We start from the raw sequence: 20,136 nt of genomic DNA, 5'->3' as shown, positions 1-20,136 counted from the left end.
TGGGGTGAACTTGTAGAAGGAGTAGACACAAGCGGGACGCCTGTGCCACGAGATTGTGTAGGGTCTCAGATGCGGCGATTATCGGCGGAGTTCGGCCTTGAGGGCGTCGGCGAGGTAGCGGTATTGGTCGAGGGAGTTGTACACCTGGGCACTGATTCTCAGGCAGCGTGTGCCATTGGGCAGGCTCCAGACGGGGACCTGGATGTGGTGGCGGTCGACGAGGGCGTCCTGGAGCGGGTCGTGGTAGCGGGTGGGGGCGGGCGGAGTGTTGGCCGCGGCGGGGAGGGTGAGGGTGGAGATGCTGCCCAGCATGTCGTTGGGGACGGGAGGCTCGAGGCCCAGGGCCTTACAAAGGATGTCGCGGCCGGCGAGGCAGAGGTTGTGGTTCCGCTGGCGGATCTCGGGCCAGCCGCCGGGGACGAGGGAGGCCATGCACTCCACGGCGTCGGCGACGCTGGCGAAGGGTGTGGGGTCGCTGGTGCCCTGATAGTCGAACTCGGTGAGGAAGCGGTCTCGGCCTGGTTTGGGGCGTTCGGCGTTGTTGGAGAGGACGAGGGGACGGAGGGCGTCGCGCACGGCGTCGCAGGCCCAGAGGATGGCGGAGCCTTTGGGGGAGCAGATCCACTTGTGGGCGTTGCCGGTGTACCAGGTGGCGCCGAGGGTGGCAAGGTTGAGGTCGAGCATGCCGGGGGCGTGAGCGCCGTCGATGAGGACTCGGACGCCGCGCGTTTCGAGTTCGGGGGCGAGGCGTTCGACGGGGAGGCGTATGCCGCTGGCGGCGGTGACGTGGCTGATGAGCGCGAGGCGTGTGCGAGGGGTGACGGCGTCGAGGATGCGCTCGAGGATCTCATCGGCGTGGCGCACCGGGAAGGGGAGATCGACGGTGACGACGCGCGCACCGGCTTGTCTGGCGGCGCGGCGGAGATTGTTCAGGCAGGCGGGATACTCGTGCGCGGTGGCGAGGAGTTCATCGCCGGGCGCGATGAGTTTCTGGTCGACGACCGAGGCGAGGACTGTGGCGACGCCGGTGGTGGCATTGGGGACTGGGGCGACCTGGTCCCAGGGACAGCCGAGGAGTGGGGCGATGGCCTTGCGTGAGCGGTCGATTGCGGCCTCGAGTTTCTCGACGAAAAAGCGGACAGGCTCGCGCTCGAGATCGGTCTGGAGGTGGTGCTGGGCCTCGCGGACGCGGCGTGGTGTGGCACCGAAACTGCCATGGTTGAGGTAGACGGTGCTTTGGTCGAGGTCCCAGTGTGTGGCGAGTTCGCTGGGATTGGGCAACGGGGCGCTCATGCCAATACACTAGCCGCCCGTGGCCGAGTCTCCGTCATCCATTCCCCGAAGTGTGGTTGTCGCGATCTTTGTCGCGTTGGTGCTGGCGTCGCTGGTGCCGAGTGTGCCCGGGCAGGTGACGCTGACGGTGGGGATGGTGGTGGGGCTGCTGGGGCTGAACGCGTTTCCGAAGGAGTCGAGGAAGGTCTCGCGGTTCCTCATGCAGGCGTGCATCGTGGCGCTGGGGCTTCGGCTGAATCTTGCGGAACTCTTCGCGGCGGCGGCGGACGCGTTCGCACTGACGATTGGCTCGATCGTGACGACGCTGGTGGCGGGGCTGGTGCTGGGGCGTGTGCTCCGCGCGGGGCGCGAGAGCACGGTGCTGATCTCGTCGGGGACGGCGATCTGTGGGGCGACGGCGATCGCGGCGGTGGGGACATCAATCGCGGCGAGCGCTGGCGCGATGGCGGTGAGCACGGGGGCGATCTTCATCCTCAACGCGATCGGGTTGTACACGCTGCCTCATATCGCGCATGTGCTGGGACTTGACGCGTTGCAGTTTGGGACGTGGGCCGGGGTGGCGCTGCATGACATGGCGTCGGTGGCGGATGCGGCTCGGTCCTATGGGCACGATCCCGCGGGGAGTCCGGGGCTGGCGCTCGACACGGCGAACATCGTGAAACTCACGAGGGTGATCTGGATCCTGCCGCTCTCGCTCGCGGCGGGGAAGTGGTTCCATCGCGGGCATGACGAGGCGAGTGGTACGCCTCGGCCCAAGGCAGCGTTCCCTTGGTTCATCCTCTTCTTTGTGGCAGCGAGCGGCGTGCGGAGCCTGGTGGCGTCGAACGCGTGGCTCTCAGGGGAGACGCTGGGGGCGATGGACCGTTGGATCAAGTTCCTCTCGGGAGAGGGGTTCAAGGTGGCATTGTTTCTGATCGGGGCGGCGCTGACGTGGGCGACGCTCAAGGCCGTGGGCTGGCGCGCGCTGGTGCACGCGACGGTCCTGTGGATCCTCGTGGCGGTGGGATCACTGCTGGTCATCCGAGCGACGGTGTCGTTGCCGGGGTAAGAGATTGAGCGCGATTAGGCGTTCACGTCGATGCGGCGGCCGGCCTCGACGCCGACGGCGGCTTCGACGCGTTCGCCAGCATGGCGATAGATCGACATCGAGGATCGGGGCGAGTCTTCCTCGAAGGAGACTTTGCCCGGGACGACGCCCGCAACGAGGCGGGAGATTCGTGCCGCGGCCTGGGGGTCTTGGGCTTTCGTCGGGGCGGTGGCCGCCTGGACGTTTGATGTTTGGTTTGACGTTTGGCGAATGCCATAAGCCTGAGCGACGCGGATGGGGATGACCCCGCTCGCTTGCCGTACGTCCTGGATGGACCAGTTGTCTGCCATTCAACTCGGCTCCGTGGATGGTCTTGGTTGGATTCGTAGGGCGTGGTCGCTCAAAGAAGCTGGGGTAGTGGTATCGGACGAGGGACGAAGATTGCCCCAGTTCTCGTTCTCGAGCGCAGTCGATGCGCGAAAGTGAGCGGTCCGGATGCGGTTATTCGGCACGGAGATGTGGTTGGGCGTCTGAGAACAAAAAAAACTGCGCAAGAGTCGTCCATTTTCCTGGTTTTTTTGGGATTTTGGCGCACATTCCTCTTGGAGCATGGTATCGACTGACCCGGCAGGCGTTGTAAACGTCTGGTGTTATTGGGTTTGCGATAGGGTTGCGCTCCGAGTCGTTCGTTTGGGCAAAACTCTAGAGAGGGAGTGTGTGATGCTGTCAGTTCTTGGGAGGGGGACCCTTGTCGCGGGGGCAATCGCGATGTTTGGGATGATCGCCGGTCAGGCCTCGGCGGGGATCGCCGGGTACACGACGGTCAACGCGCCGACGAAGGTCGAGGAGTTGAGCCACCAGCAGATCTTTGCGATGCTGTATGGCGACACCTTCACGCAGAACCAGGTGAACTTTGTGAACGGGGCGGGGATCACCGCGACCCGTGTGTATGACTTCGGGGCTTCGGAGCCTCTGGACCTCGCGAGCGGCGATCCGCTGCAGAACACGGACCAGCGGTTCAGTTCTTCGGGGCCGATCACGCTGACGGCTCGCGCCCGGTACGCGACGGACATCGCGACCTTCGGATGGCGTGACGACACGGGCGATGGCTCGTTCCAGTCGATCCTTGACACCCGGGACATCGGGGCGGACACGACGGTCACGCTGTCGTCGAACTTCCGGTTCGCTCTGAACAACCACCGGTTGACACAGAACCAGTTCACCAGCCGTATGGCGGACAACCTGGACGCGACCGAGACCGGGCGCGACCAGATGGTGATGTACAAAGTCTTCAACCCGCAGAGCCCCAATGCGTCGACGTGGCTCCTTTTCTGGGAGGACCGGATCGCGGGTCAGGACTTCTCGGATTACGACTTCAACGACTCGGTCGTGGAGTTGAGCGTGGTGCCGACGCCCGGATCGCTGGCGCTGCTCGCGACGGGTTCGCTGCTGGCGCTGCGTCGTCGTCGCCGCTGATTGGTTGGGTGATCTCGATACATTGCACACTGGCCGGCGCTCCGTGATCGGGGCGCCGGCTTCATTTTTGGTGGGCGGGCGATGGATCGTGGGCCTTGGTGTACACTCTTCCGCCCATGCCCGGACGAGTGCGCATCACCGAGGTCGCCCCGCGCGACGGACTCCAGAGCGAGCCCGGCGTGATCAGCACGACGCAGAAGTTCCGCCTGGTGCAGTTACTCTCGACAACGGGCGTGGACGAGATCGAGGTGTCGAGTTTCGTCAGTCCGAAGTGGGTGCCGCAGTTGGGCGACGCGGACAAGGTGTTTGCGCTGGCCGCGTCGTTGCGGGCGGATCTTGGGGCGTCGCCGATATTTTCGGCGCTGGTGCCGAACGAGAAGGGGATGCGGGCGGCGCTCGATGCGAATGAGTCGGCGGGGATCCGTGTGGTGGACAAGGTCGCGGTGTTCACGGCGGCGAGCGAGGCGTTCTCGCTGAAGAACACCAACGCGTCGATCGAGGAGTCGATCCAGCGGTTTGTGCCGGTGGTGGATCTGGCGCAGAAGCACTCGATCGCGCTGCGGGCGTACATCTCGTGTGCGGTGGCGTGCCCGTTTGACGGGCCGACGGATCCGGCGCGGGTGGCGGAGATCGCGGTGCAGCTCTGTCGGATGGGGTTCACGGAGATCGATCTGGGGGACACGATCGGCGTGGGGACGCCCGAGACGGTGGGTCGGGTGATCGAGGTGGTGCAAGCGGCACTGGCGGATCACTCGTTGAGGCCGCTCGTGACGCTGCACCTGCACGACACGTTCGGTCGGGCGGCGGAGTGTGTGGTTCGGGCGCTCGAGTTGGGAATCCGATCGTTTGATTCGTCGGCGGGCGGGCTGGGCGGGTGTCCGTACGCGAGCACGAAGGAGCGGCGGGCGCCGGGGAACATCGCGACCGAGACGCTCATCAAAGCGGTGCACGGCGCGGGGTACAAGACTGGCGTGAATACGGATCGGCTGGCGGAGGCGGCGGCGTTTGCGCGGTCGATCGTGGCGGTGACGAGGCGTTCGCCCGAGAGCGATGACGCGACAGGCGGGGCGGAGTAACGCCGTGGGATCGCTTGTGACGCTCCAGTTTGAGGGGCCGGTGGCGGTGGTGTCATTGGCTCGTCCAGAGAAGCGGAACGCGATGACGCCGGGGATGCTGGACGAGTTTCTTGCCGCGTTGCGATCGGTGCGCGGGTCGTCGGCGCGGGCGGTGGTTGTGCGTGGCGAGGGGAAGGTCTTCTGCGGCGGGTTTGATCTGGTGTTGTGCCACGCCGAGCCCGGGACGCTGGCGCGACTGCTCACCGGACTTTCGGCGTGCGTCGGCGAGTTGAGATCGCTGGATGTGCCCGTGGTGATGGCGTGCCATGGGGCGGCGATCGCGGGCGGGTGTGCGCTGCTTGGTGGCGCGGATGTGGTGGTTGCGGATCGCGGGGCGAGGGTTGGGTATCCGGTGGTGCCTCTGGGGATCTCGCCGGCGGTGTCGGCGGCGTATCTGCGATCGGTGGCGAGCGACGGGGCGACGCGGGGTTGGCAACTCGATCCGGTGTTGCACACGGGTGAGGAGGCGTACGCGATCGGGCTGGTGCATGAGATCGTGGAGTTGCCGGACGAGGTGTTGGATCGAGCCCGTGCTGTCGCCACGATGTTGGCGGGGAAGCCTGCGTGGGCGATTTCGGCGACGAAGGCGTGGCTGAATCGATTGACGGGGCCGACGGAACGCGAGGCACGTGCGTCGCTCGACGCGTCGTTGGAGTTGGCGGACAATCCGGAGCAGCGGGAGGCGCTGGGCACGCTCGCGAGCACGGTGTGGAGGAAAACGCCATGAACGAAAAGACGAATCACTCGTTGACAGGGCTCACGTCGGCGAGCGGGGTCTCGACGCTCACGCTGAACCGCGAGGCGGCGCGGAACGCGCTCTCGATCGACTTGCTCGAATCGCTGCACGCACGTGTGGACTCACTCGAGCGTTCCAAGGACAAGGTCGTCGTGATCACGGGGGCCGGGAAGGCGTTCTGCGCGGGGATGGATCTCAAGGCGGTGCTCTCGGACACTGCGGCGGCGCATCGATTGCTTTCGCTGCTGGGCGAGTTGTGCATCAAGATCCGGGCGTTGCCCCAGGTGACGCTGGCGTGTGTGAATGGCGCGGCGATCGGTGGCGGGTGCGGTCTGGCGTGCGTGTGCGATCTTGCGATCACGCACGCGGATAGCAAGTTGGGGTTCCCGGAGGTTGATCTTGGTGTGTGCCCCGCGGTGGTGGCGCCGTGGCTGGTGCGGAAGATCGGGCCGGGGAGGGCGCGGAAGGTGCTGCTCTCGGGCGGGCTGATGTCTGGGGCCGAGGCACACGCGATCGGGATGGTGGACGCGGTGGCAGCGTCGCGTGAGGCGCTTGCGGGCGAGGCGTCGAGAATGGCGGAGCGGATCGCGACAGGTGGGGCGATGGCGCTCCAGGCGACCAAGTCGCTGCTCAACACGCTGGATGACTCGCTGGATCACGACCTCGCGCGAGAGGGGGCGGCGTTGTCGGCGAGGGTGCTGGCGACGCCCGAGGCGCAGGCGATGCTCAGGGCGAAGATGTCGTCGTGACGCGATTCAATCTTGGCGAAGTCGGCGGGCGAGTCGCGAGGCGAGTTCGCGCACGCTCTGCGGCTCTGCGGCGCGCCAGGCGACGTCGTCGAAGGCGCCGAGCAGCGAGCGATCGCCGGTGCTTTGGATGTGGTTCGAGAGGGCGATGAGCGCGTTGCGTTTCATCATGGCGAGCGTGAGGCGCTTCAGGGCCGAGGTCTGGAAGGCGTTTCGGCGGTCGCGTTCGGTCCAGCGGAGGACTTCGAGGAGATCGAATCCATCGCGGCGAGGCGAGTACTCGGGTTGGATATGGAAGTCTCGTTCTCGTGCGGCGTGCTTCGAGTTGTGCGGGCAGACGTCCTGGCAGATGTCGCACCCGGCGAGCCATGAGCCGATGGGGCGTTCGAACTCCTCGGCGATCGGTGATTCGTGCTCGATGGTGAGGTAACTGATGCAGCGACGGGCGTCGACCGTGTAGGGCGTGATGGCCTTGGTGGGGCAGGCGTCGATGCAGCGTGTGCACGAGCCGCAGTGGTCCTCGAATGGATGTTGGTCGCGGGGCTTGGGGAGTTCGAGCGAGGTGCCGATGCCGCCGAGGAGGAGGTAACTGCCGAGGTTGGGGTTGATGAGGAGGGTGTGCTTGCCGATCCAGCCGAGGCCGAGGACGGCGGCGACCTCGCGTTCGTGGATGGGTGCGGTGTCGGCGTAGGAGCGGAAGGTGTGCCCGGGAAAGTGGGGGCGGAGGGTGTCGGCGAGCATGCGGAGACGGCGCTTGATGGTGTGGTGGTAGTCGCTGCCTTGGGCGTAGCGGGCGATGACCCCGCGTGGGCGTTGTGGCTTGGAGTCGTGTGATGGCGAAGAGGCGGGTTGTTCGTTCGGCGCGTGGTGGGCGTACGCGTCGGCGACCATGATCATGGACTTGGTGCCCTCGAGCACGCGGGAGGGATCGAGACGGACGACGAGATCGTCCAACATGAACCGCATCTCACCATGCTTGCCGGCGGTGAGCCATTCGCGGAGATCATCGGCGTGGGGGATGGGTGTGGCGGGGCCCACGCCCACGGCGGCGAAGCCGAGTCGATGGCAGAGTTCGAGAACAAAGTGCGAGAGCGCTTCGCCGCCGGGTGGTGGGGGCGTTGTGAGTTCGAGTGTCTTGGGCTTGGGCAGGCGCCGCGCGGGCTTCATGCCCTTTGGCCTCGGCCGTCGTCGGTGACGTCGCCTCGGATCGTATCGACGGCGTGGGGGAGGAGTTCGGCGATGGCGTCGAACTGTTCGGTGCATCCTTTGACCGAGCCGGGGAGGGTGAGGATGAGCGTGGAGTTGCACGCGCCGGCGACGCCTCGGGACATGTAGGCTCGGATGGTCTTGGCGCTGCTTCGGGAACGGGCGAGTTCCATGAGGCCGCTGTGGGGGCGCTGGATGACGCGCATGGCGGCCTCGGGCGTGACATCGCGTGGGGCGAGGCCTGTGCCGCCGGTGGTGAGGATGAGGTCGATGCCGGCGTCGAGGGTGGACCAGGCTCGGAGGCGGAACTCGATGAGGTCGGCCTCGTCGGGGACGCAGGCCGTCTCGACGCGATCGGCGCCCAGGACCTCGCGGCATCGTTCGACGAGCGCCGGCCCGGAGAGATCGACGGCCTCGCCTCGCGAGCAGCGATCGCTGATGGTCAGGACCGCGGCCTGGATCGGGCGATGGAGAGCAGCGGCGGCGGGGAGCGGGGGCATGGTTACGCGTTCCTCACTTCGTGCGGTGTGGTGGGAGTGGTTGATGGGGCGACATACTCGCCGCTGCGCCCACCTTTCTTTGAGGTGATGCGCACGCCCTCGATGATCATCGCCTTGTCGATGGCCTTGCCCATGTCGATGGCGGTGAGAGCGGCGACGGTGACGGCGGTGAGGGCTTCCATCTCGACGCCGGTGCGGGCGGTGGTTCGCGCGGTGGCGCGGATCCAGAGGCGATCGGTGAGCATGTCGATGCAAACGTCGATGTGGTCGAGGGGGAGGGTGTGGCAGAGGGGGATGAGTTCGTCGGTGCGCTTGGCGGCCATGATGCCGGCGAGACGGGCAGTGTCGATGAGGCTGCCCTTCTTCAGGGTGTTCTCGCGGATGGCGCGGAGGAGCGGCTCGGAGCAGCGGACGAAGGCCTCGGCGGTGGCCTCGCGCGCGGTGATGGGTTTTTCGGCGACGTCGACCATGCGGGTCTGGCCGTTCGCGTCGAGGTGCGAGAGTGGCGTGTGTGGTGAGGCTGTGCGTGGTGCGGGGTCGGGCATGGATGAGTCTACGTGGGCGTGTGGTGAACAGTGCATGACAGACGTCTCAGGGGAAACTCGGCTCAGGTCCAGGGATAGAACGGCCAAGGCCCCGCGGCCGACGGTGTCTGCATGGGGATCTCGATGAAGCCGTCGGAGCGGGCTATCGAGACGATGTCGCCCGAGCCTTGGGTGGGGATGAGTTCGGCGTGGCCTGCGGATGTGAAGCGCACGGGGCGATGCCACACGAGGTGGAGGGATTTGTGGTCGGGGTTGTCGAGAGAGACCGCGGCTGGTGCGGGCATGCGTGTGATGCCGGCGCGGTGCGCGAGGGCAGGGAGGACGATTCTTCGTGAGGTAACAGCGACGGAGACGGGGTTGCCCGGGAGGGCGAAGATCGGCACGCCGGTCGAGGTGACGGCGCCGAGCATGGGCTTGCCGGGGCGTTGGGAGATGCGATGGAAGAGCGTGGTCGCGTTGATCTCGCGGATGGCTGCGGGGACGTGGTCGCTCTCGCCCATGGAGACGCCGCCGGTCACGATGATGGCGTCGGCGGACTCGAGTGCGTTCTCCAGCCCGGCACGGACGGCCGTGAGCGTGTCGGCGACGCGGCACACGCCGACCCACTCGATCCAGGGCAGCGTCGAGAACATGGCCGTGAGTGTGGCGCTATTGGAATCGCGGATTGTCCATGGCTCGATCGTGCCGTCGTGGGTCGCGAGTTCGTCGCCTGTGATGACGACAGCGACACGGACTCTTTCGTGGATGTCGATGGTGTTTGCGCCGAAGGCCGCGGCGGCGGCGATGTTGGCGGGCATGAGGGGCTCGCCGGGGGTCAGGATCTTGTCGCCAGTCTTCGCGTTCTCGCCGCGATGGCGGACGAACGAGTCGCGCACGAGGGGTGGTGCGTCGGGGCGAAGGCGGAAGACGTGATCGCTCTCGATCGCGTTCTCTTTGGGGACGACCGTGTCGGCGCCTTCGGGCATGGGCGCGCCGGTGACGATGCGGGCGACGCTGCCTTTGGGCAAGATCTCGCACGGCCGGCCGATGTGGCAAGTGACGGCAATCGGGAGTGATACATCCTGGCCCGACAGTTCCGCGGCACGGACGGCGAAGCCATCCATGGACGAGACAGTGAGCGGCGGGCTGTCGCGGTCAGCGAGGATGGGTCGGGCGAGTACCCGGCCAGCGGCGGCACCGAGAGGGCTCTGCGAGACACCAACCGGACGAGTCGCTCCTTGGAAGGCTGCGATGGCCTCGTTGGGGTGGTCGAGTTGTGGCGGGTTCGGGATCGTGTCGGGCATCGGGGCATTGTTGGGCCGCCGGGAATGAATGGCCTGCCAAGTCGGCAGGCTGAGGACCCCCAGAGCCTTCCTGGCACATGGAAACGGGCGAATTCCGATCGAATGTGCGAGTTTGTTTGAGGTTCGGAGTTTGGTGAGTTGGCACATTGGTTGCCTAGTGCTTCATTATGGTTGTGGTGCGCCCGCGATGGCGATCGGCACCGGGCCTGAACAACACACGAACGACTGAAGAACACACGGTCATCACAGAGGAGTATGTGCATATGCCCGCCAAGGAACTCGTCTTTGACATCGAGGCTCGTCAGGCCCTGCTCGCCGGCGTGGAGAAACTCGCCAAGGCCGTGAAGGCCACGCTCGGGCCGCGCGGACGGAACGCGGTGCTCGACAAGTCGTGGGGCGGCCCGACGGTGACGAAGGACGGGGTCTCGGTCGCCGAGGAGATCGAGCTGGCGAACAAGGCCGAGAACATGGGCGCGAAACTTGTGAAGGAAGCGGCGAGCAAGACGAGCGACGAGGCCGGCGACGGCACGACGACGGCGACGGTCCTGGCCGAGGCGCTCTTCCGCGAGGGTCTTCGTCACATCGCCGCGGGCGTTGATGCGAACGCGCTGGTTCGTGGGATGAAGAGCGCGGTCGAGGTGGCGGCAAAGTCGATCGACGACATGGCAACGCCGATCAAGGGCAAGGCGGACATCCAGAACGTCGCGACGATCTCGGCGAACAACGACCCGGAGATCGGGAAGATCATGGCCGACGCGTTCGAGAAGGTCGGCAAGGACGGCGTGATCACGGTCGAGGAGGGCAAGGGCCTCGACACGCAGATCGAGGTCGTCGAGGGCATGCAGTTCGACCGCGGGTTCCTGTCGGCGAACTTCGTGACCGATCCGGACGCGATGCGGGTGGAGCTCGAAAAATGCCTCGTGCTCATCCACGAGGACAAGATCGAGAGCGTGCAGAAACTGATCCCGATCCTCGAGCAAGTGATGAAGGCGAAGAAGCCGCTGCTCATCATCGCCGAGGACGTGACGGGCGAGGCGCTCTCGACGCTGGTGATCAACAAGTTGCGTGGCACGCTGAACGTCGCCGCGGTCAAGGCGCCGGGGTATGGCGATCGTCGCAAGGCGATGCTCGAGGACCTCGCGATCCTGACAGGCGCGACGGCGGTCATGAAGGACCTGGGCTTCGAACTCGACAAGGTCGAGATCAAGCACCTGGGCCTGGCGAAGAAGATCGAGATCGACGCGGACAACACGACCGTGATCGAGGGCGCGGGCGAGACCAAGGCCATCCAGGCGCGTATCGCCCAGATCCGCAGCGAGATCGAGCGGACCACCAGCGACTATGACCGCGAGAAACTCCAGGAGCGTCTGGCGAAACTCGCGGGCGGCGTGGCGCAGGTGAAGGTCGGCGCGGCGTCTGAGGCCGAACTCAAGGAGAAGAAGGCCCGCATCGAGGACGCGCTCCACGCGACGCGTGCCGCGGTGGCCGAGGGCATCGTTCCCGGCGGCGGGGTCTCGTTCATCCAGGCGCGCAAGGCGATCGCCGAGATGAAGGAGTACAAGAAGGTCTTCGGGAAGGCGAGCGACGACCACGACGACAAGACCGCCGAGGATGTCGGTCGTTTCGCGTTCGACTTTGCCGCGGGCGTTCGCACGGTGTACACCGCGATGGCCGTTCCGCTCCAGACGCTCGCCGATAACGCGGGCGCAAAGGGAACGGTCGTCGTGCAGAAGGTCTCCGACGGCGGGACCGCGAAGTCGAAGAGCAACTTCGGCTTCAACGCGTTGACGCTGGAGTATGGCAATCTGCTGGAGCAGGGTGTGATCACGCCGGCGAAGGTCGATCGCTCGGCGCTGCAGAACGCGGCGAGCGTGGCGAGCATTCTTCTGGCGGCGGACTGCATCGTGACGAGCAAGCCCGAGCCCAAGGAGGCCTCGCCCGCTGGTGGCGGCATGGGCGGCGGGATGGGTGGCATGGGCGGCATGCCGGGCATGGGTGGAATGGGCGGCATGGGAGGGATGGGGTTCTAATCGGAACCCGATCGTTTCCAAGGCGGTCCTGCCATGTCGCAGACCTTGGCGTCGAGCAATGAATGCAGCAGTTTCTCGACATCTTCCGCGATCTCCCCGGGTTTCTCGACGGGTTCATCGCCAGCCACGGACCTTGGGTCTATGGCCTGCTCTTCGCGATCATCTTCGCGGAGACGGGACTTGTCGTTGCACCGTTTCTCCCGGGCGACTCGCTGCTCTTCACGGTCGGGGCCTTGTGTGCTCGTGGTTCGATGACGCTGTGGATCGCGAGCGTCCTTCTGGTTGTGGCCGCGATTCTTGGCGACGCGGTCAACTATCACCTCGGCAAATGGATTGGGCCACGCGTCTTTCGCAACGAACTCACAGACACGTTCTGGAAGCGTGCGCTCAACCGCAAGCACCTGGATCGCGCCCACGAGTTCTACGAGAAGTATGGCGGCAAGGCCGTCATTCTCGGTCGATTCATTCCGATCGTTCGAACGTTTGTCCCCTTCGTCGCCGGGGCGGGTGCGATGAACTACTCGAAGTTTGTGCTGTACAACATCTCGGGTGCAGTCCTCTGGATCGGCGTGTGCATCGGGGCGGGCTACCTGTTTGGCAACATTCCATGGGTGAACGCGAACTTCGAGGCGGTCATCATCGGCATCATCGTCGTATCGCTGATTCCCGTAGCCGTCGAGTGGGTGCTCGCTCGTCGGCGTGATCGAGCTACGGGGTCCACGCCATGAGCCCCACTCCATAGACGTCAACTGGAGCGCCACAAACGGTTTCCAGGAAACACAGTATCGAATCCTTGTTGATCACTTGTCAGGAGACTCTCACCAATGGCCGTCAAACCACTCGAAGATCGCGTTCTCGTCAAGCCCATCGAAGCCGAGTCCAAGACCGCGTCGGGGATCTATCTCCCCGAGGCGTCGAAGGAGAAGCCCGTGCGCGGCGAGGTCGTCTCGACCGGTCCGGGCAAGCGCCTGGAGAACGGCAAGCGCGCCGAGATGAGCGTCAAGAAGGGCGACACGGTCGTCTATGGCAAGTACGCCGGGACCGAGGTTGAGATCAAAGGGACGAAACACCTGATCCTTCGCGAGAGCGAACTTCTCGGCGTCATCGAAGGCTGAATCACTCACAAACGGCACACGCGGTCCATCGCACAGCATTCATCACGAGGTACGAAATGTCCACGAAGCAAATTATGTTCCACGACGCCGCTCTCCTTGAACTGAAGAAGGGTGTTGATCGTCTTGCCGATGCCGTCAAGTGCACCATGGGCCCGAGCGGGCGCCATGTCGTCATCGAGAAGTCGTATGGCGGCCCGTCGGTCACCAAGGATGGCGTCTCGGTTGCGAAGGAGGTCACGCTCCCCGAGCCATTCCAAAGCATGGGCGCAAAGATGGTCCACGAGGTCGCGAAGAAGACCGCCGACAAGGCCGGCGACGGCACGACCGCCGCGACGGTGCTCGCCCAGGCGATCTTCGGCGAGGGCCTGCGCCATGTTGCCGCCGGCGCCAACCCGGTGCTCCTGCACCGCGGGATCAACGCCGCTGCCACCATCGCCGCGGAGGCGATCGACCAGATGGCCGTGAAGTGCAAGGGCAAGGACGATTACAAGAAGGTCGCCACTGTCTCGGCGAACCACGACGCGAATGTCGGCGAACTCATCGCCGAGGCGATCAGCAAGGTGGGGCCCGAGGGTGTCGTCGAGATCGAAGAGGGCAAGACCGCGACGACGACGCTGGAGTACGTCGAGGGCATGCAGTTCGACAAGGGCTACCTCTCGCCCTACTTCATGACCAATCCGAAGACCGCCGAGTGCGTGCTCGAGGATTGCTACATCCTGATCTATGAGAAGAAGATCAGCAATCTTCCCGATCTCCTGCCGCTGCTCAACAAGATCGCGATGTCGAGCAAGCCGATCCTCCTGATCGCCGAGGAGATCGAGAACGAGGCGCTCGCGACCCTCGTCGTGAATCGTCTCCGCGGCACGCTCCGCATCTGCGCCGTCAAGGCGCCGGGCTTTGGCGATCGTCGCAAGGCCATGCTCGGCGACATCGCCGTGCTCACCGGCGGCACGTTCATCAGCGAGGACCTCGGCCGCTCGCTCGAGAGCATCGAACTCTCCGAACTCGGCCGCGCCAAGAAGATCGTTGTCACCAAGGACGACACGACCATCATCGAGGGCGCCGGCAAGAAGGCCGACATCAAGGCCCGTGCCGAGCAGATCAAGGCCCAGCACGACAAGTCCACCAGCGATTACGACCGCGAGAAACTCCAGGAGCGTCTCGCGAAGTTGACGAGCGGCGTGGCGATGATCTCCGTCGGCGGCGCCACCGAGACCGTCATGAAGGCCAACAAGGACCTCGTCGACGACGCGGTGAAGTCCACCCGAGCGGCGGCCAAGGAGGGCTATGTCGCCGGTGGCGGCGTGGCGCTCCTCCGTACGCAGGAAGCCATCCGTGCCGCGGCGAAGAAGGGTCGTTTGAGCGATGACGAGAAGATCGGCTATGAGATCGTCGCGATGGCGGTGGAGTCACCGTGCCGCCAGATCGCCGACAATGCCGGGCACGATGGCGACGTCGTCGTTGAGCGTGTGAAGGAGTCCAAGGGTGCCGTCGGTTACAACGCGGCGACCAACGAGTATGTGGATCTCGTGATGGCGGGGATCATTGATGCGGCCCTGGTCGCGAAGACCGCGCTCATCAACGCCGCCAGCGTCGCGGGCCTCATGCTCACGACCGATGTGCTGGTGACCGAACTCAAGGAGGACTCGAAGGCGGCGACCGGCGCGACGGCATAGGACTCTCCAAGTCGATTGCACATGCTTGACATAGGAGATTGAACGATGTCAGTGTCACAGTGCGTTGTTTGTCATCGGGATCGAATCCCGACGACAGATGCGGTTGCAGATCGCTCGCGAATGCATGGCTTTGATCTACAGATAGATCACGCAAATCTCCTTGAACATACAGGATTTCTTCCTTCAACACTCGGTGGGAAATCTGCCGGCTTCGAGTGGTACATTGACGATACGAGCGTTTGCAAAGATATCGGAATCGATCCTGAAGGGCGTGACTGTGTATGCACGCTGGTCACGCACTCTGATGAGACAGAATGCCAATCAGCCATGATCGTTGCTGGAGTGCTCCTCGAATTGACACGTGGCGTCTACTTTGATGACAGTGCCAGTTCGCATAGTGATCCATTTCGCCTGCTTTCTGAAGCACGCGAATGGATCCAAAGGACGCAATAGTCGAAATGCCCACCACACGCGACTATTACGAGATCCTCTCCGTCGAGCGCACGGCCGACGGCGAGGAGATCAAGCGCGCGTACCGGCGCATGGCGATGAAGTACCACCCGGACCGCAACCCGGGCGATGCCGAGGCCGAGAAGAACTTCAAGGATTCCGCCGAGGCGTATGAGGTCCTCTCCGACGAGGAGAAGCGGAAGATCTATGACCAGTACGGGCACGAGGGGCTGAAGGGGCGCGGCGGGCCCGCGACACACGACTTCTCACGCATGAACGTGTCGGACATCTTCGACATGTTCAACGACATCTTCGCCGGTGGTGGCTTCGCGGGCGGCGGTGGGGGGGGGCGGCAGGGTCGGCGCGGGCCGGCGCGTGGCTATGACCTGGAGACCGAGGTCTCCATCGAACTCAAGGACGTGCTCAGCGGGGCCGAGCGCGATGTCGAGTTCACGCGGCTTGATGTCTGCGAGTCGTGCACGGGCTCGGGCGCGAAGCCCGGTTCCGAGCCGATCAAGTGCCCGACGTGCGGCGGGCAGGGTCGCGTGACGCAGGCCGGGCTCGGCGGGATGTTCCGCATGGTGACGACGTGTCCCGCGTGCGCGGGGCGTGGGAAGGTCATCAAGGATTTCTGTGATTCCTGCCGCGGCAAGGGGCGCACGCCGAAGAAGCGATCGCTGAGCGTGAAGATCCCCGCGGGGATCCACTCGGGTCAGGCGATCCGCGTGCCGAGTGAGGGCGAGCCGCCGCCGCCGGAGGTCTCGCCGGATGGCTCTGGCGTGCGTGGCGATCTCCACGTCCTCGTCCGTGTCGAAGAGCACGATCTGTACCACCGCGATGGCGACAACCTGATCCTCGAGATGCCCATCAGTTTCACGCAGGCCGCCCTGGGGGCCAAACTCGATGCGCCGGGGATCGATGGTCCCGCCGCCATCGAGATCCCGCATGGCACCCAGTTCGGCAAGGTCTTCACGGCCCCTGGGAAGGGCCTGCCGAACCTTCGGACGGGCAAGCGGGGCGACCTGCTGGTGGCTGTCAAGATCGAGACGCCTCAGAAACTCTCCTCGCAGCAGGAAAAACTCCTCCGCGAGTTTGCCCAGACGGAGGACGCGAAAGTGAACCCCGAGAGTTCCGGCTTCTGGAAGTCGGTCAAAGATCTGTTATCCTGAAGTAGTCTTATAGCCGACATGATGCCCCACGAACACACACCACGACCCGATGAAGACCCGGCCTCGTCCCGTCGTCCATACAACGACGAGGACCAGCCCATCTTCAATCTCGACGATGCATCCGATGATCTCGGCCAGGACATGGGTCACGCCGATTCCGGCGCGTCGGCGCACGACGAGATCGAACGGCTGAAGACCGAACTCGAGGACGCCCGGTCGAAGTACCTTCGCTCCATGGCGGACTTCCAGAACTTCCAGCGCCGTGCCAACCAGAACGAGCAGGTCGCGCTGCAGTCGGGGATCGCTTCGACGGTCACTAAGATCGTCGGCGTGCTCGACCACTTCGACATGGCGCTCAACCAGGACCCGGGCAAGGCCTCGGCGGAGCAGATCATGGACGGCGTCCGCGTCATCCGCGAGGAACTCATCAAGGCGATCGGGCAGACCGGCGTGCGACTCATCAATCCCCAGCCCAACGACGAGTTCAGCCCGGGCATCCACGAGGCGATCATGCAGCAACGAGCCGACGGCGTCGAGTCGGGGCACGTCGTCGCGACCTATCGCGCGGGGTACGCGCTGGGTGATCGCATCATCCGCGCGGCGCAGGTCGCCGTCGCTCCCTAACACGACTGAATCGCCATGCCCACCTACGACTATCGCTGCACCGCGTGCAAGCACGAGTTCGAGCAGTTCCAATCCATGAAGGACAAGCCGCTCCGGAAGTGCCCGAAGTGCGGGAAGAACGCGCTCGATCGCCTCATCGGCACGGGGGCGGCGATCGTCTTCAAAGGCTCGGGGTTCTATCAGACCGATTACCGCAGCGAGAACTACAAGAAGGCCGCCGAGAGCGACAAGCCGGCGAACGATTCGGGCGCGACCAAGACGGAGTCGGCCTCCACGGACTCGAAGGCGGCGACTCCTGCCGCCGATCCAAAGCCATCAAAGGCCGAGTCTGCTGAGAAGTCTGGAAAGAAGTCGAAAGCATCGAAGCCCAAGGCCGACTAGGCTCCTCGTGCGTGCCCAACGAGAGTGCCATCGATCGAGAAGCACCGTCCAAGGTGGCACCGCTCTCCAGAGCGGTGTCCGAGAGCCAGCAAGCCCGGATCTTCGCGCCGCCCACATGCACACCCTCGCCCATGGCATCGATCTTGTTCCGGTGGCCCGCCTCGCGCGGTCCATCGATCAGCATGGCGATCGATTCCTCGAGCGGGTCTTCACCTCGGGCGAGCGCGACTATGCCCATGCGAACAAGAGGCGGGATGAGCACCTGGCCGCGCGGTTCGCGGCGAAGGAGGCGGTGTTCAAGGCGTTGGGCACCGGGTGGAGCGGCGGGATCGCGTGGACGGATGTCGAGGTGACCCGTGATGAATCCGGCCGTCCGGCGATCGTGCTCACGGGCAAAGCCGCGACGATCGCCGCGTCGCTGGGCATCAAGTCATGGCTGGTCAGCCTCAGCCACACCGAGGACCACGCGATCGCGTCGGTCATTGGGCTGGGGTGATGGAACTGGCCAACCGCGGCATGAACGACGTGCCCGCGCGGGTGAGACGAAGTCGAACACTCACGTCCGGGCCGCGTGTCGGCGTGCGTTTATGAGGCCTTGCCGACGACTTTGTCGCTCGAGTCGTCGTGCTTCAGATCTTTCTGGGCGTTTGCGTCGATCGCCGCCTGCTTCGCCGTCCAATATGGCTTGAAGTCTCGGTCGTACCAGTTGGCCCAGGCGGCGGCATCACGGCCTAGGTAATCCGTCGGCTGTCCCCAGGCGCTGGACGCGAGGCGGTTGAGCGGCGTGATGAGATCGACCTTGACGGTCTTCACCTGGGCGTCGTGGATGCGGAGGAGCACGCCCTCGTTCACGACGCCGAGTGTCGGATCGAAGCCGACAGCACCCTCGGCGACGACGGGCTGGAGGTCGGCGACGAACGCGACCTGCTTCGCAATGGCGATGTAGGCGAGATCGCCTTTGGGTTGTGTCGCGCCACCACCACCGGCGCCACCGAGGGCCCCGATGCCCGCCTGGGCGCTGATGAGCAGAGGAATCGCGTCGATGATGTCGAGGACGCCGGCCATTTCGGCGGCACGCTGCATCGCCCAGTCACGCTTCGACTGGAGGGCGACCTCGACGACTCTGGTCGCGGCGTCGGGCGCATGCTTGAGTTCGGTGCGGCGTGATTGCAAACGCTCGAAGGCGGCCGAGCGTGTGGCGTCGCCCTTGGCAAAGATGCCAAGCCACGCGAGCGTGGTGTCGCCGGCGTCGTCGCGACGCTTGGCGAACATGTCGAGTACTGCGGTTCGGACCGTAACGCCGACCTCGCCCGGTTCATCGAGGAAGAGGTCGCAGAGGATGGGGTAGTTCTCGACTGCGTTGAGTTCGCGGAGTTTCGCGAGGCCCTCGCTCACGAGCCGTTCGTTTGAGCCGTGGCGGAAGTACTCGAATCGGAGTTTCTTGAGTTCTTTCTCGAGGCGGGCGCGAGCGGCGTTGGCTTCCAATGTCTCCGGAGAGGCCGTTGGCGCGACGATCGACTCGCCCTCACTCCCGGGAGGACATGTTGCATGCGCGACGCCCGCCAAACCAGCGACCAGGGCCACGAGGGCACAGGCGTGAAGCACGGGGAACGTACACTGACGCGAGTTCGTCTTCATGACTCGAATCTCCTCATGCCCACACGATCGCCACGACCTGTGACGTGACTCTCCTATGACTCCAAAGGTCCGACGCGTGCCGGCCGCCCGGGTTTCCAGGATTCTTGCTGGCCGTTACACGAGGCGTGGCCACGAAGTCGGGCCGAGGCCAAGTTCCCTAGGGCGTTGCCGAGGCTACGACGACACGGGCCCCGCCGCCGATGGTGCGTTTCAGCGAATCGGCTTCGGCCTTGGTGGCGAACTGACCCAAACGAACGGCATACAGCGTCTTGCCTTCGGCGTTAAGGATCGGGACGACCCGGGCCGGGGCGTATCGCGCCATTCTCGCGGCCGATTGCTGGGCGCGATTCTGGTCCGAGAACGCGTTGACCTGCACGGTGAAGACCGAACCCGTCGGCGCGGTGTTCTGCGTCTGTCTTGCCTGAACGGTCCGCGTGGGCTTGGAATCCCAGGGGGCGGTCACGGTCCGGCCCGACTGTCGGTCGGCGATCATGGCCCGGAGGGTGGCGGCCTGCCCGTCGTAGGCGGGGAGTTTCGAGGCAAGGATCGAGGCCCGCTCCAACTCGCGCTGGGCGGCGGCCTCTTCACGATTCGAGGAGTATGAATCGGAAGCGTACATCGCGCTGCGGGCCGCTTCGCTCACGAGGCCCGCGGATTCGAGCCACGTGCTCGCGTCGCGGAGATCGTTCGCGGCGGTCGCGTGCTCGCCCTTGCTCTGCGAGATCAGGCCGAGGGCGGCGAGGGCCTTGCCCTTGACCTCGGGGCGTGGCGACGTTTGCAACGGCTTGAGCCACTGGCGGGCGTCGTCGGCACGACCCAGGGCCTGGGCGCTGAGGCCGGCGATCATGGAGGCCTGCTCGCGCGATTGGGAGGAGGTGCCTAGGGCGCGGGCGGCGCTGCTCGCCGAGTCGTACGCGGTGGAGTATTGGCCGGTCTGGTAGAGGAGCATGTAGTCGGTGGCGCTGGCGCTCGTGTCGCCTCCCGATCGGTTGGAGGCGCAAGCCGTAAGGAGCGTGAGCACAACCATCGCGAGGGCGCCGCCCATGCGTCGTGCATGCACGCGCGTGCGGGGGAGTGATGATGTGGAATCGCCGCTCGTCCAGTCCGTTGGAGTCGAGATTGCCAT

Annotated in this window: 22 protein-coding genes; 14 read left to right on the top strand and 8 right to left on the bottom strand. The window is 65.1% G+C overall.

Annotated elements, in window-relative coordinates; all coding sequences use genetic code 11:
* Positions 1-78 precede the first annotated feature (78 nt).
* The gene (locus IPK69_02040) at positions 79-1,293 is read right to left on the bottom strand and encodes an aminotransferase class V-fold PLP-dependent enzyme (protein QQS09428.1); all 1,215 of its coding nucleotides are present in this window, start codon (positions 1,291-1,293) and stop codon (positions 79-81) included.
* Between the two features lie 52 nt (positions 1,294-1,345).
* Here IPK69_02040 and IPK69_02035 point away from each other — a divergent pair, with 52 nt between their 5' ends.
* Entirely contained in the window at positions 1,346-2,341 is a 996-nt protein-coding gene (locus IPK69_02035) for a putative sulfate exporter family transporter (GenBank protein ID QQS09427.1), read from the top strand.
* A 14-nt stretch (positions 2,342-2,355) separates the two neighbouring features.
* Here the strand turns inward: IPK69_02035 and IPK69_02030 are convergent, their stop codons facing one another.
* Positions 2,356-2,670 (bottom strand): hypothetical protein, encoded by a 315-nt coding sequence (locus tag IPK69_02030; GenBank protein QQS09426.1) that lies wholly within the window; start codon positions 2,668-2,670, stop codon positions 2,356-2,358.
* Positions 2,671-3,040: 370 nt separating this feature from the next.
* Between IPK69_02030 and IPK69_02025 the strand changes: the two genes are divergently transcribed.
* From IPK69_02025 to IPK69_02010, 4 genes are all read left to right on the top strand, one after another.
* On the top strand, positions 3,041-3,796 hold the full coding sequence (locus IPK69_02025) for a hypothetical protein (protein QQS09425.1): 756 nt from the start codon (positions 3,041-3,043) through the stop codon (positions 3,794-3,796).
* A gap of 116 nt (positions 3,797-3,912) precedes the next feature.
* On the top strand, positions 3,913-4,872 hold the full coding sequence (locus IPK69_02020) for a hydroxymethylglutaryl-CoA lyase (protein ID QQS09424.1): 960 nt from the start codon (positions 3,913-3,915) through the stop codon (positions 4,870-4,872).
* A 4-nt stretch (positions 4,873-4,876) separates the two neighbouring features.
* Positions 4,877-5,638, top strand: a complete 762-nt coding sequence (locus IPK69_02015) for an enoyl-CoA hydratase/isomerase family protein (protein ID QQS09423.1) — start codon at positions 4,877-4,879, stop codon at positions 5,636-5,638.
* The gene (locus tag IPK69_02010) at positions 5,635-6,396 is read left to right on the top strand and encodes an enoyl-CoA hydratase/isomerase family protein (protein ID QQS09422.1); all 762 of its coding nucleotides are present in this window, start codon (positions 5,635-5,637) and stop codon (positions 6,394-6,396) included. Before IPK69_02015 ends, IPK69_02010 begins: the two co-directional genes overlap by 4 nt.
* A 6-nt stretch (positions 6,397-6,402) precedes the next feature.
* Here IPK69_02010 and queG read toward each other — a convergent pair whose 3' ends face one another.
* The 4 genes from queG to IPK69_01990 form a co-directional block, all read right to left on the bottom strand.
* On the bottom strand, positions 6,403-7,560 hold the full coding sequence (gene queG / locus IPK69_02005; protein ID QQS09421.1) for a tRNA epoxyqueuosine(34) reductase QueG: 1,158 nt from the start codon (positions 7,558-7,560) through the stop codon (positions 6,403-6,405).
* Positions 7,557-8,060: a MogA/MoaB family molybdenum cofactor biosynthesis protein gene (locus tag IPK69_02000; protein ID QQS10393.1), complete on the bottom strand. Its 504-nt coding sequence runs from the start codon at positions 8,058-8,060 to the stop codon at positions 7,557-7,559. The genes queG and IPK69_02000 overlap by 4 nt, the downstream gene beginning before the upstream one ends.
* 41 nt (positions 8,061-8,101) lie before the next feature.
* The gene (moaC, locus tag IPK69_01995) at positions 8,102-8,644 is read right to left on the bottom strand and encodes a cyclic pyranopterin monophosphate synthase MoaC (protein ID QQS09420.1); all 543 of its coding nucleotides are present in this window, start codon (positions 8,642-8,644) and stop codon (positions 8,102-8,104) included.
* A gap of 62 nt (positions 8,645-8,706) precedes the next feature.
* Positions 8,707-9,927, bottom strand: coding sequence for a molybdopterin molybdotransferase MoeA (locus tag IPK69_01990; protein QQS09419.1), 1,221 nt, complete (start codon positions 9,925-9,927; stop codon positions 8,707-8,709).
* Positions 9,928-10,190: 263 nt separating this feature from the next.
* Between IPK69_01990 and groL (IPK69_01985) the strand changes: the two genes are divergently transcribed.
* The 9 genes from groL (IPK69_01985) to acpS all read left to right on the top strand — a co-directional run bounded on the left by groL (IPK69_01985) (position 10,191) and on the right by acpS (position 17,868).
* Positions 10,191-11,957, top strand: a complete 1,767-nt coding sequence (gene groL, locus IPK69_01985; GenBank protein ID QQS09418.1) for a chaperonin GroEL — start codon at positions 10,191-10,193, stop codon at positions 11,955-11,957.
* Positions 11,958-12,019: 62 nt separating this feature from the next.
* On the top strand, positions 12,020-12,685 hold the full coding sequence (locus IPK69_01980) for a VTT domain-containing protein (protein QQS09417.1): 666 nt from the start codon (positions 12,020-12,022) through the stop codon (positions 12,683-12,685).
* A gap of 96 nt (positions 12,686-12,781) precedes the next feature.
* Positions 12,782-13,072 (top strand): co-chaperone GroES, encoded by a 291-nt coding sequence (gene groES, locus IPK69_01975; GenBank protein QQS09416.1) that lies wholly within the window; start codon positions 12,782-12,784, stop codon positions 13,070-13,072.
* Between the two features lie 56 nt (positions 13,073-13,128).
* Positions 13,129-14,748, top strand: coding sequence for a chaperonin GroEL (gene groL, locus IPK69_01970; GenBank protein QQS09415.1), 1,620 nt, complete (start codon positions 13,129-13,131; stop codon positions 14,746-14,748).
* Positions 14,749-14,793: 45 nt separating this feature from the next.
* Complete coding sequence (locus IPK69_01965) at positions 14,794-15,201, top strand: hypothetical protein (GenBank protein QQS09414.1); 408 nt, start codon at positions 14,794-14,796, stop codon at positions 15,199-15,201.
* Between the two features lie 5 nt (positions 15,202-15,206).
* The gene (gene dnaJ / locus IPK69_01960; GenBank protein ID QQS09413.1) at positions 15,207-16,367 is read left to right on the top strand and encodes a molecular chaperone DnaJ; all 1,161 of its coding nucleotides are present in this window, start codon (positions 15,207-15,209) and stop codon (positions 16,365-16,367) included.
* A 21-nt stretch (positions 16,368-16,388) separates the two neighbouring features.
* Positions 16,389-16,991, top strand: coding sequence for a nucleotide exchange factor GrpE (locus IPK69_01955; protein QQS09412.1), 603 nt, complete (start codon positions 16,389-16,391; stop codon positions 16,989-16,991).
* A 15-nt stretch (positions 16,992-17,006) separates the two neighbouring features.
* Positions 17,007-17,372, top strand: coding sequence for a zinc ribbon domain-containing protein (locus IPK69_01950; GenBank protein QQS09411.1), 366 nt, complete (start codon positions 17,007-17,009; stop codon positions 17,370-17,372).
* Between the two features lie 115 nt (positions 17,373-17,487).
* The gene (acpS, locus tag IPK69_01945; protein QQS09410.1) at positions 17,488-17,868 is read left to right on the top strand and encodes a holo-ACP synthase; all 381 of its coding nucleotides are present in this window, start codon (positions 17,488-17,490) and stop codon (positions 17,866-17,868) included.
* A gap of 89 nt (positions 17,869-17,957) precedes the next feature.
* On the opposite strand, the gene IPK69_01940 is transcribed toward acpS, so the two are convergent.
* Together IPK69_01940 and IPK69_01935 are read right to left on the bottom strand one after the other, a co-directional pair.
* On the bottom strand, positions 17,958-19,010 hold the full coding sequence (locus tag IPK69_01940; protein QQS09409.1) for a hypothetical protein: 1,053 nt from the start codon (positions 19,008-19,010) through the stop codon (positions 17,958-17,960).
* A 157-nt stretch (positions 19,011-19,167) separates the two neighbouring features.
* On the bottom strand, positions 19,168-20,136 hold the full coding sequence (locus IPK69_01935; protein ID QQS09408.1) for an SPOR domain-containing protein: 969 nt from the start codon (positions 20,134-20,136) through the stop codon (positions 19,168-19,170).

The organism is Phycisphaerales bacterium (genome assembly GCA_016699835.1).
Classification (GTDB): Bacteria; Planctomycetota; Phycisphaerae; order Phycisphaerales; family UBA1924.
The sequence above is the reverse complement of the archived record's forward strand: the minus strand, read 5'-3'. Positions and strand labels throughout refer to the sequence as shown.

What these genes read in the sequence shown, in the direction of transcription:
- groL (QQS09415.1), top strand. Translation starts at nt 13,129, where the DNA reads ATGTCCACGAAGCAAATTATGTTCCACGACGCCGCTCTCCTTGAACTG.
- queG (QQS09421.1), bottom strand. Translation starts at nt 7,560, where the DNA reads ATGAAGCCCGCGCGGCGCCTGCCCAAGCCCAAGACACTCGAACTCACA.
- IPK69_02020 (QQS09424.1), top strand. Translation starts at nt 3,913, where the DNA reads ATGCCCGGACGAGTGCGCATCACCGAGGTCGCCCCGCGCGACGGACTC.
- dnaJ (QQS09413.1), top strand. Translation starts at nt 15,207, where the DNA reads ATGCCCACCACACGCGACTATTACGAGATCCTCTCCGTCGAGCGCACG.
- IPK69_01990 (QQS09419.1), bottom strand. Translation starts at nt 9,927, where the DNA reads ATGCCCGACACGATCCCGAACCCGCCACAACTCGACCACCCCAACGAG.
- IPK69_01935 (QQS09408.1), bottom strand. Translation starts at nt 20,136, where the DNA reads ATGGCAATCTCGACTCCAACGGACTGGACGAGCGGCGATTCCACATCA.
- moaC (QQS09420.1), bottom strand. Translation starts at nt 8,644, where the DNA reads ATGCCCGACCCCGCACCACGCACAGCCTCACCACACACGCCACTCTCG.
- IPK69_01940 (QQS09409.1), bottom strand. Translation starts at nt 19,010, where the DNA reads ATGAAGACGAACTCGCGTCAGTGTACGTTCCCCGTGCTTCACGCCTGT.
- IPK69_02025 (QQS09425.1), top strand. Translation starts at nt 3,041, where the DNA reads ATGCTGTCAGTTCTTGGGAGGGGGACCCTTGTCGCGGGGGCAATCGCG.
- IPK69_01965 (QQS09414.1), top strand. Translation starts at nt 14,794, where the DNA reads ATGTCAGTGTCACAGTGCGTTGTTTGTCATCGGGATCGAATCCCGACG.
- IPK69_01980 (QQS09417.1), top strand. Translation starts at nt 12,020, where the DNA reads ATGCAGCAGTTTCTCGACATCTTCCGCGATCTCCCCGGGTTTCTCGAC.
- IPK69_02030 (QQS09426.1), bottom strand. Translation starts at nt 2,670, where the DNA reads ATGGCAGACAACTGGTCCATCCAGGACGTACGGCAAGCGAGCGGGGTC.
- acpS (QQS09410.1), top strand. Translation starts at nt 17,488, where the DNA reads ATGCACACCCTCGCCCATGGCATCGATCTTGTTCCGGTGGCCCGCCTC.
- IPK69_01955 (QQS09412.1), top strand. Translation starts at nt 16,389, where the DNA reads ATGCCCCACGAACACACACCACGACCCGATGAAGACCCGGCCTCGTCC.
- groES (QQS09416.1), top strand. Translation starts at nt 12,782, where the DNA reads ATGGCCGTCAAACCACTCGAAGATCGCGTTCTCGTCAAGCCCATCGAA.
- groL (QQS09418.1), top strand. Translation starts at nt 10,191, where the DNA reads ATGCCCGCCAAGGAACTCGTCTTTGACATCGAGGCTCGTCAGGCCCTG.
- IPK69_02010 (QQS09422.1), top strand. Translation starts at nt 5,635, where the DNA reads ATGAACGAAAAGACGAATCACTCGTTGACAGGGCTCACGTCGGCGAGC.
- IPK69_01950 (QQS09411.1), top strand. Translation starts at nt 17,007, where the DNA reads ATGCCCACCTACGACTATCGCTGCACCGCGTGCAAGCACGAGTTCGAG.
- IPK69_02040 (QQS09428.1), bottom strand. Translation starts at nt 1,293, where the DNA reads ATGAGCGCCCCGTTGCCCAATCCCAGCGAACTCGCCACACACTGGGAC.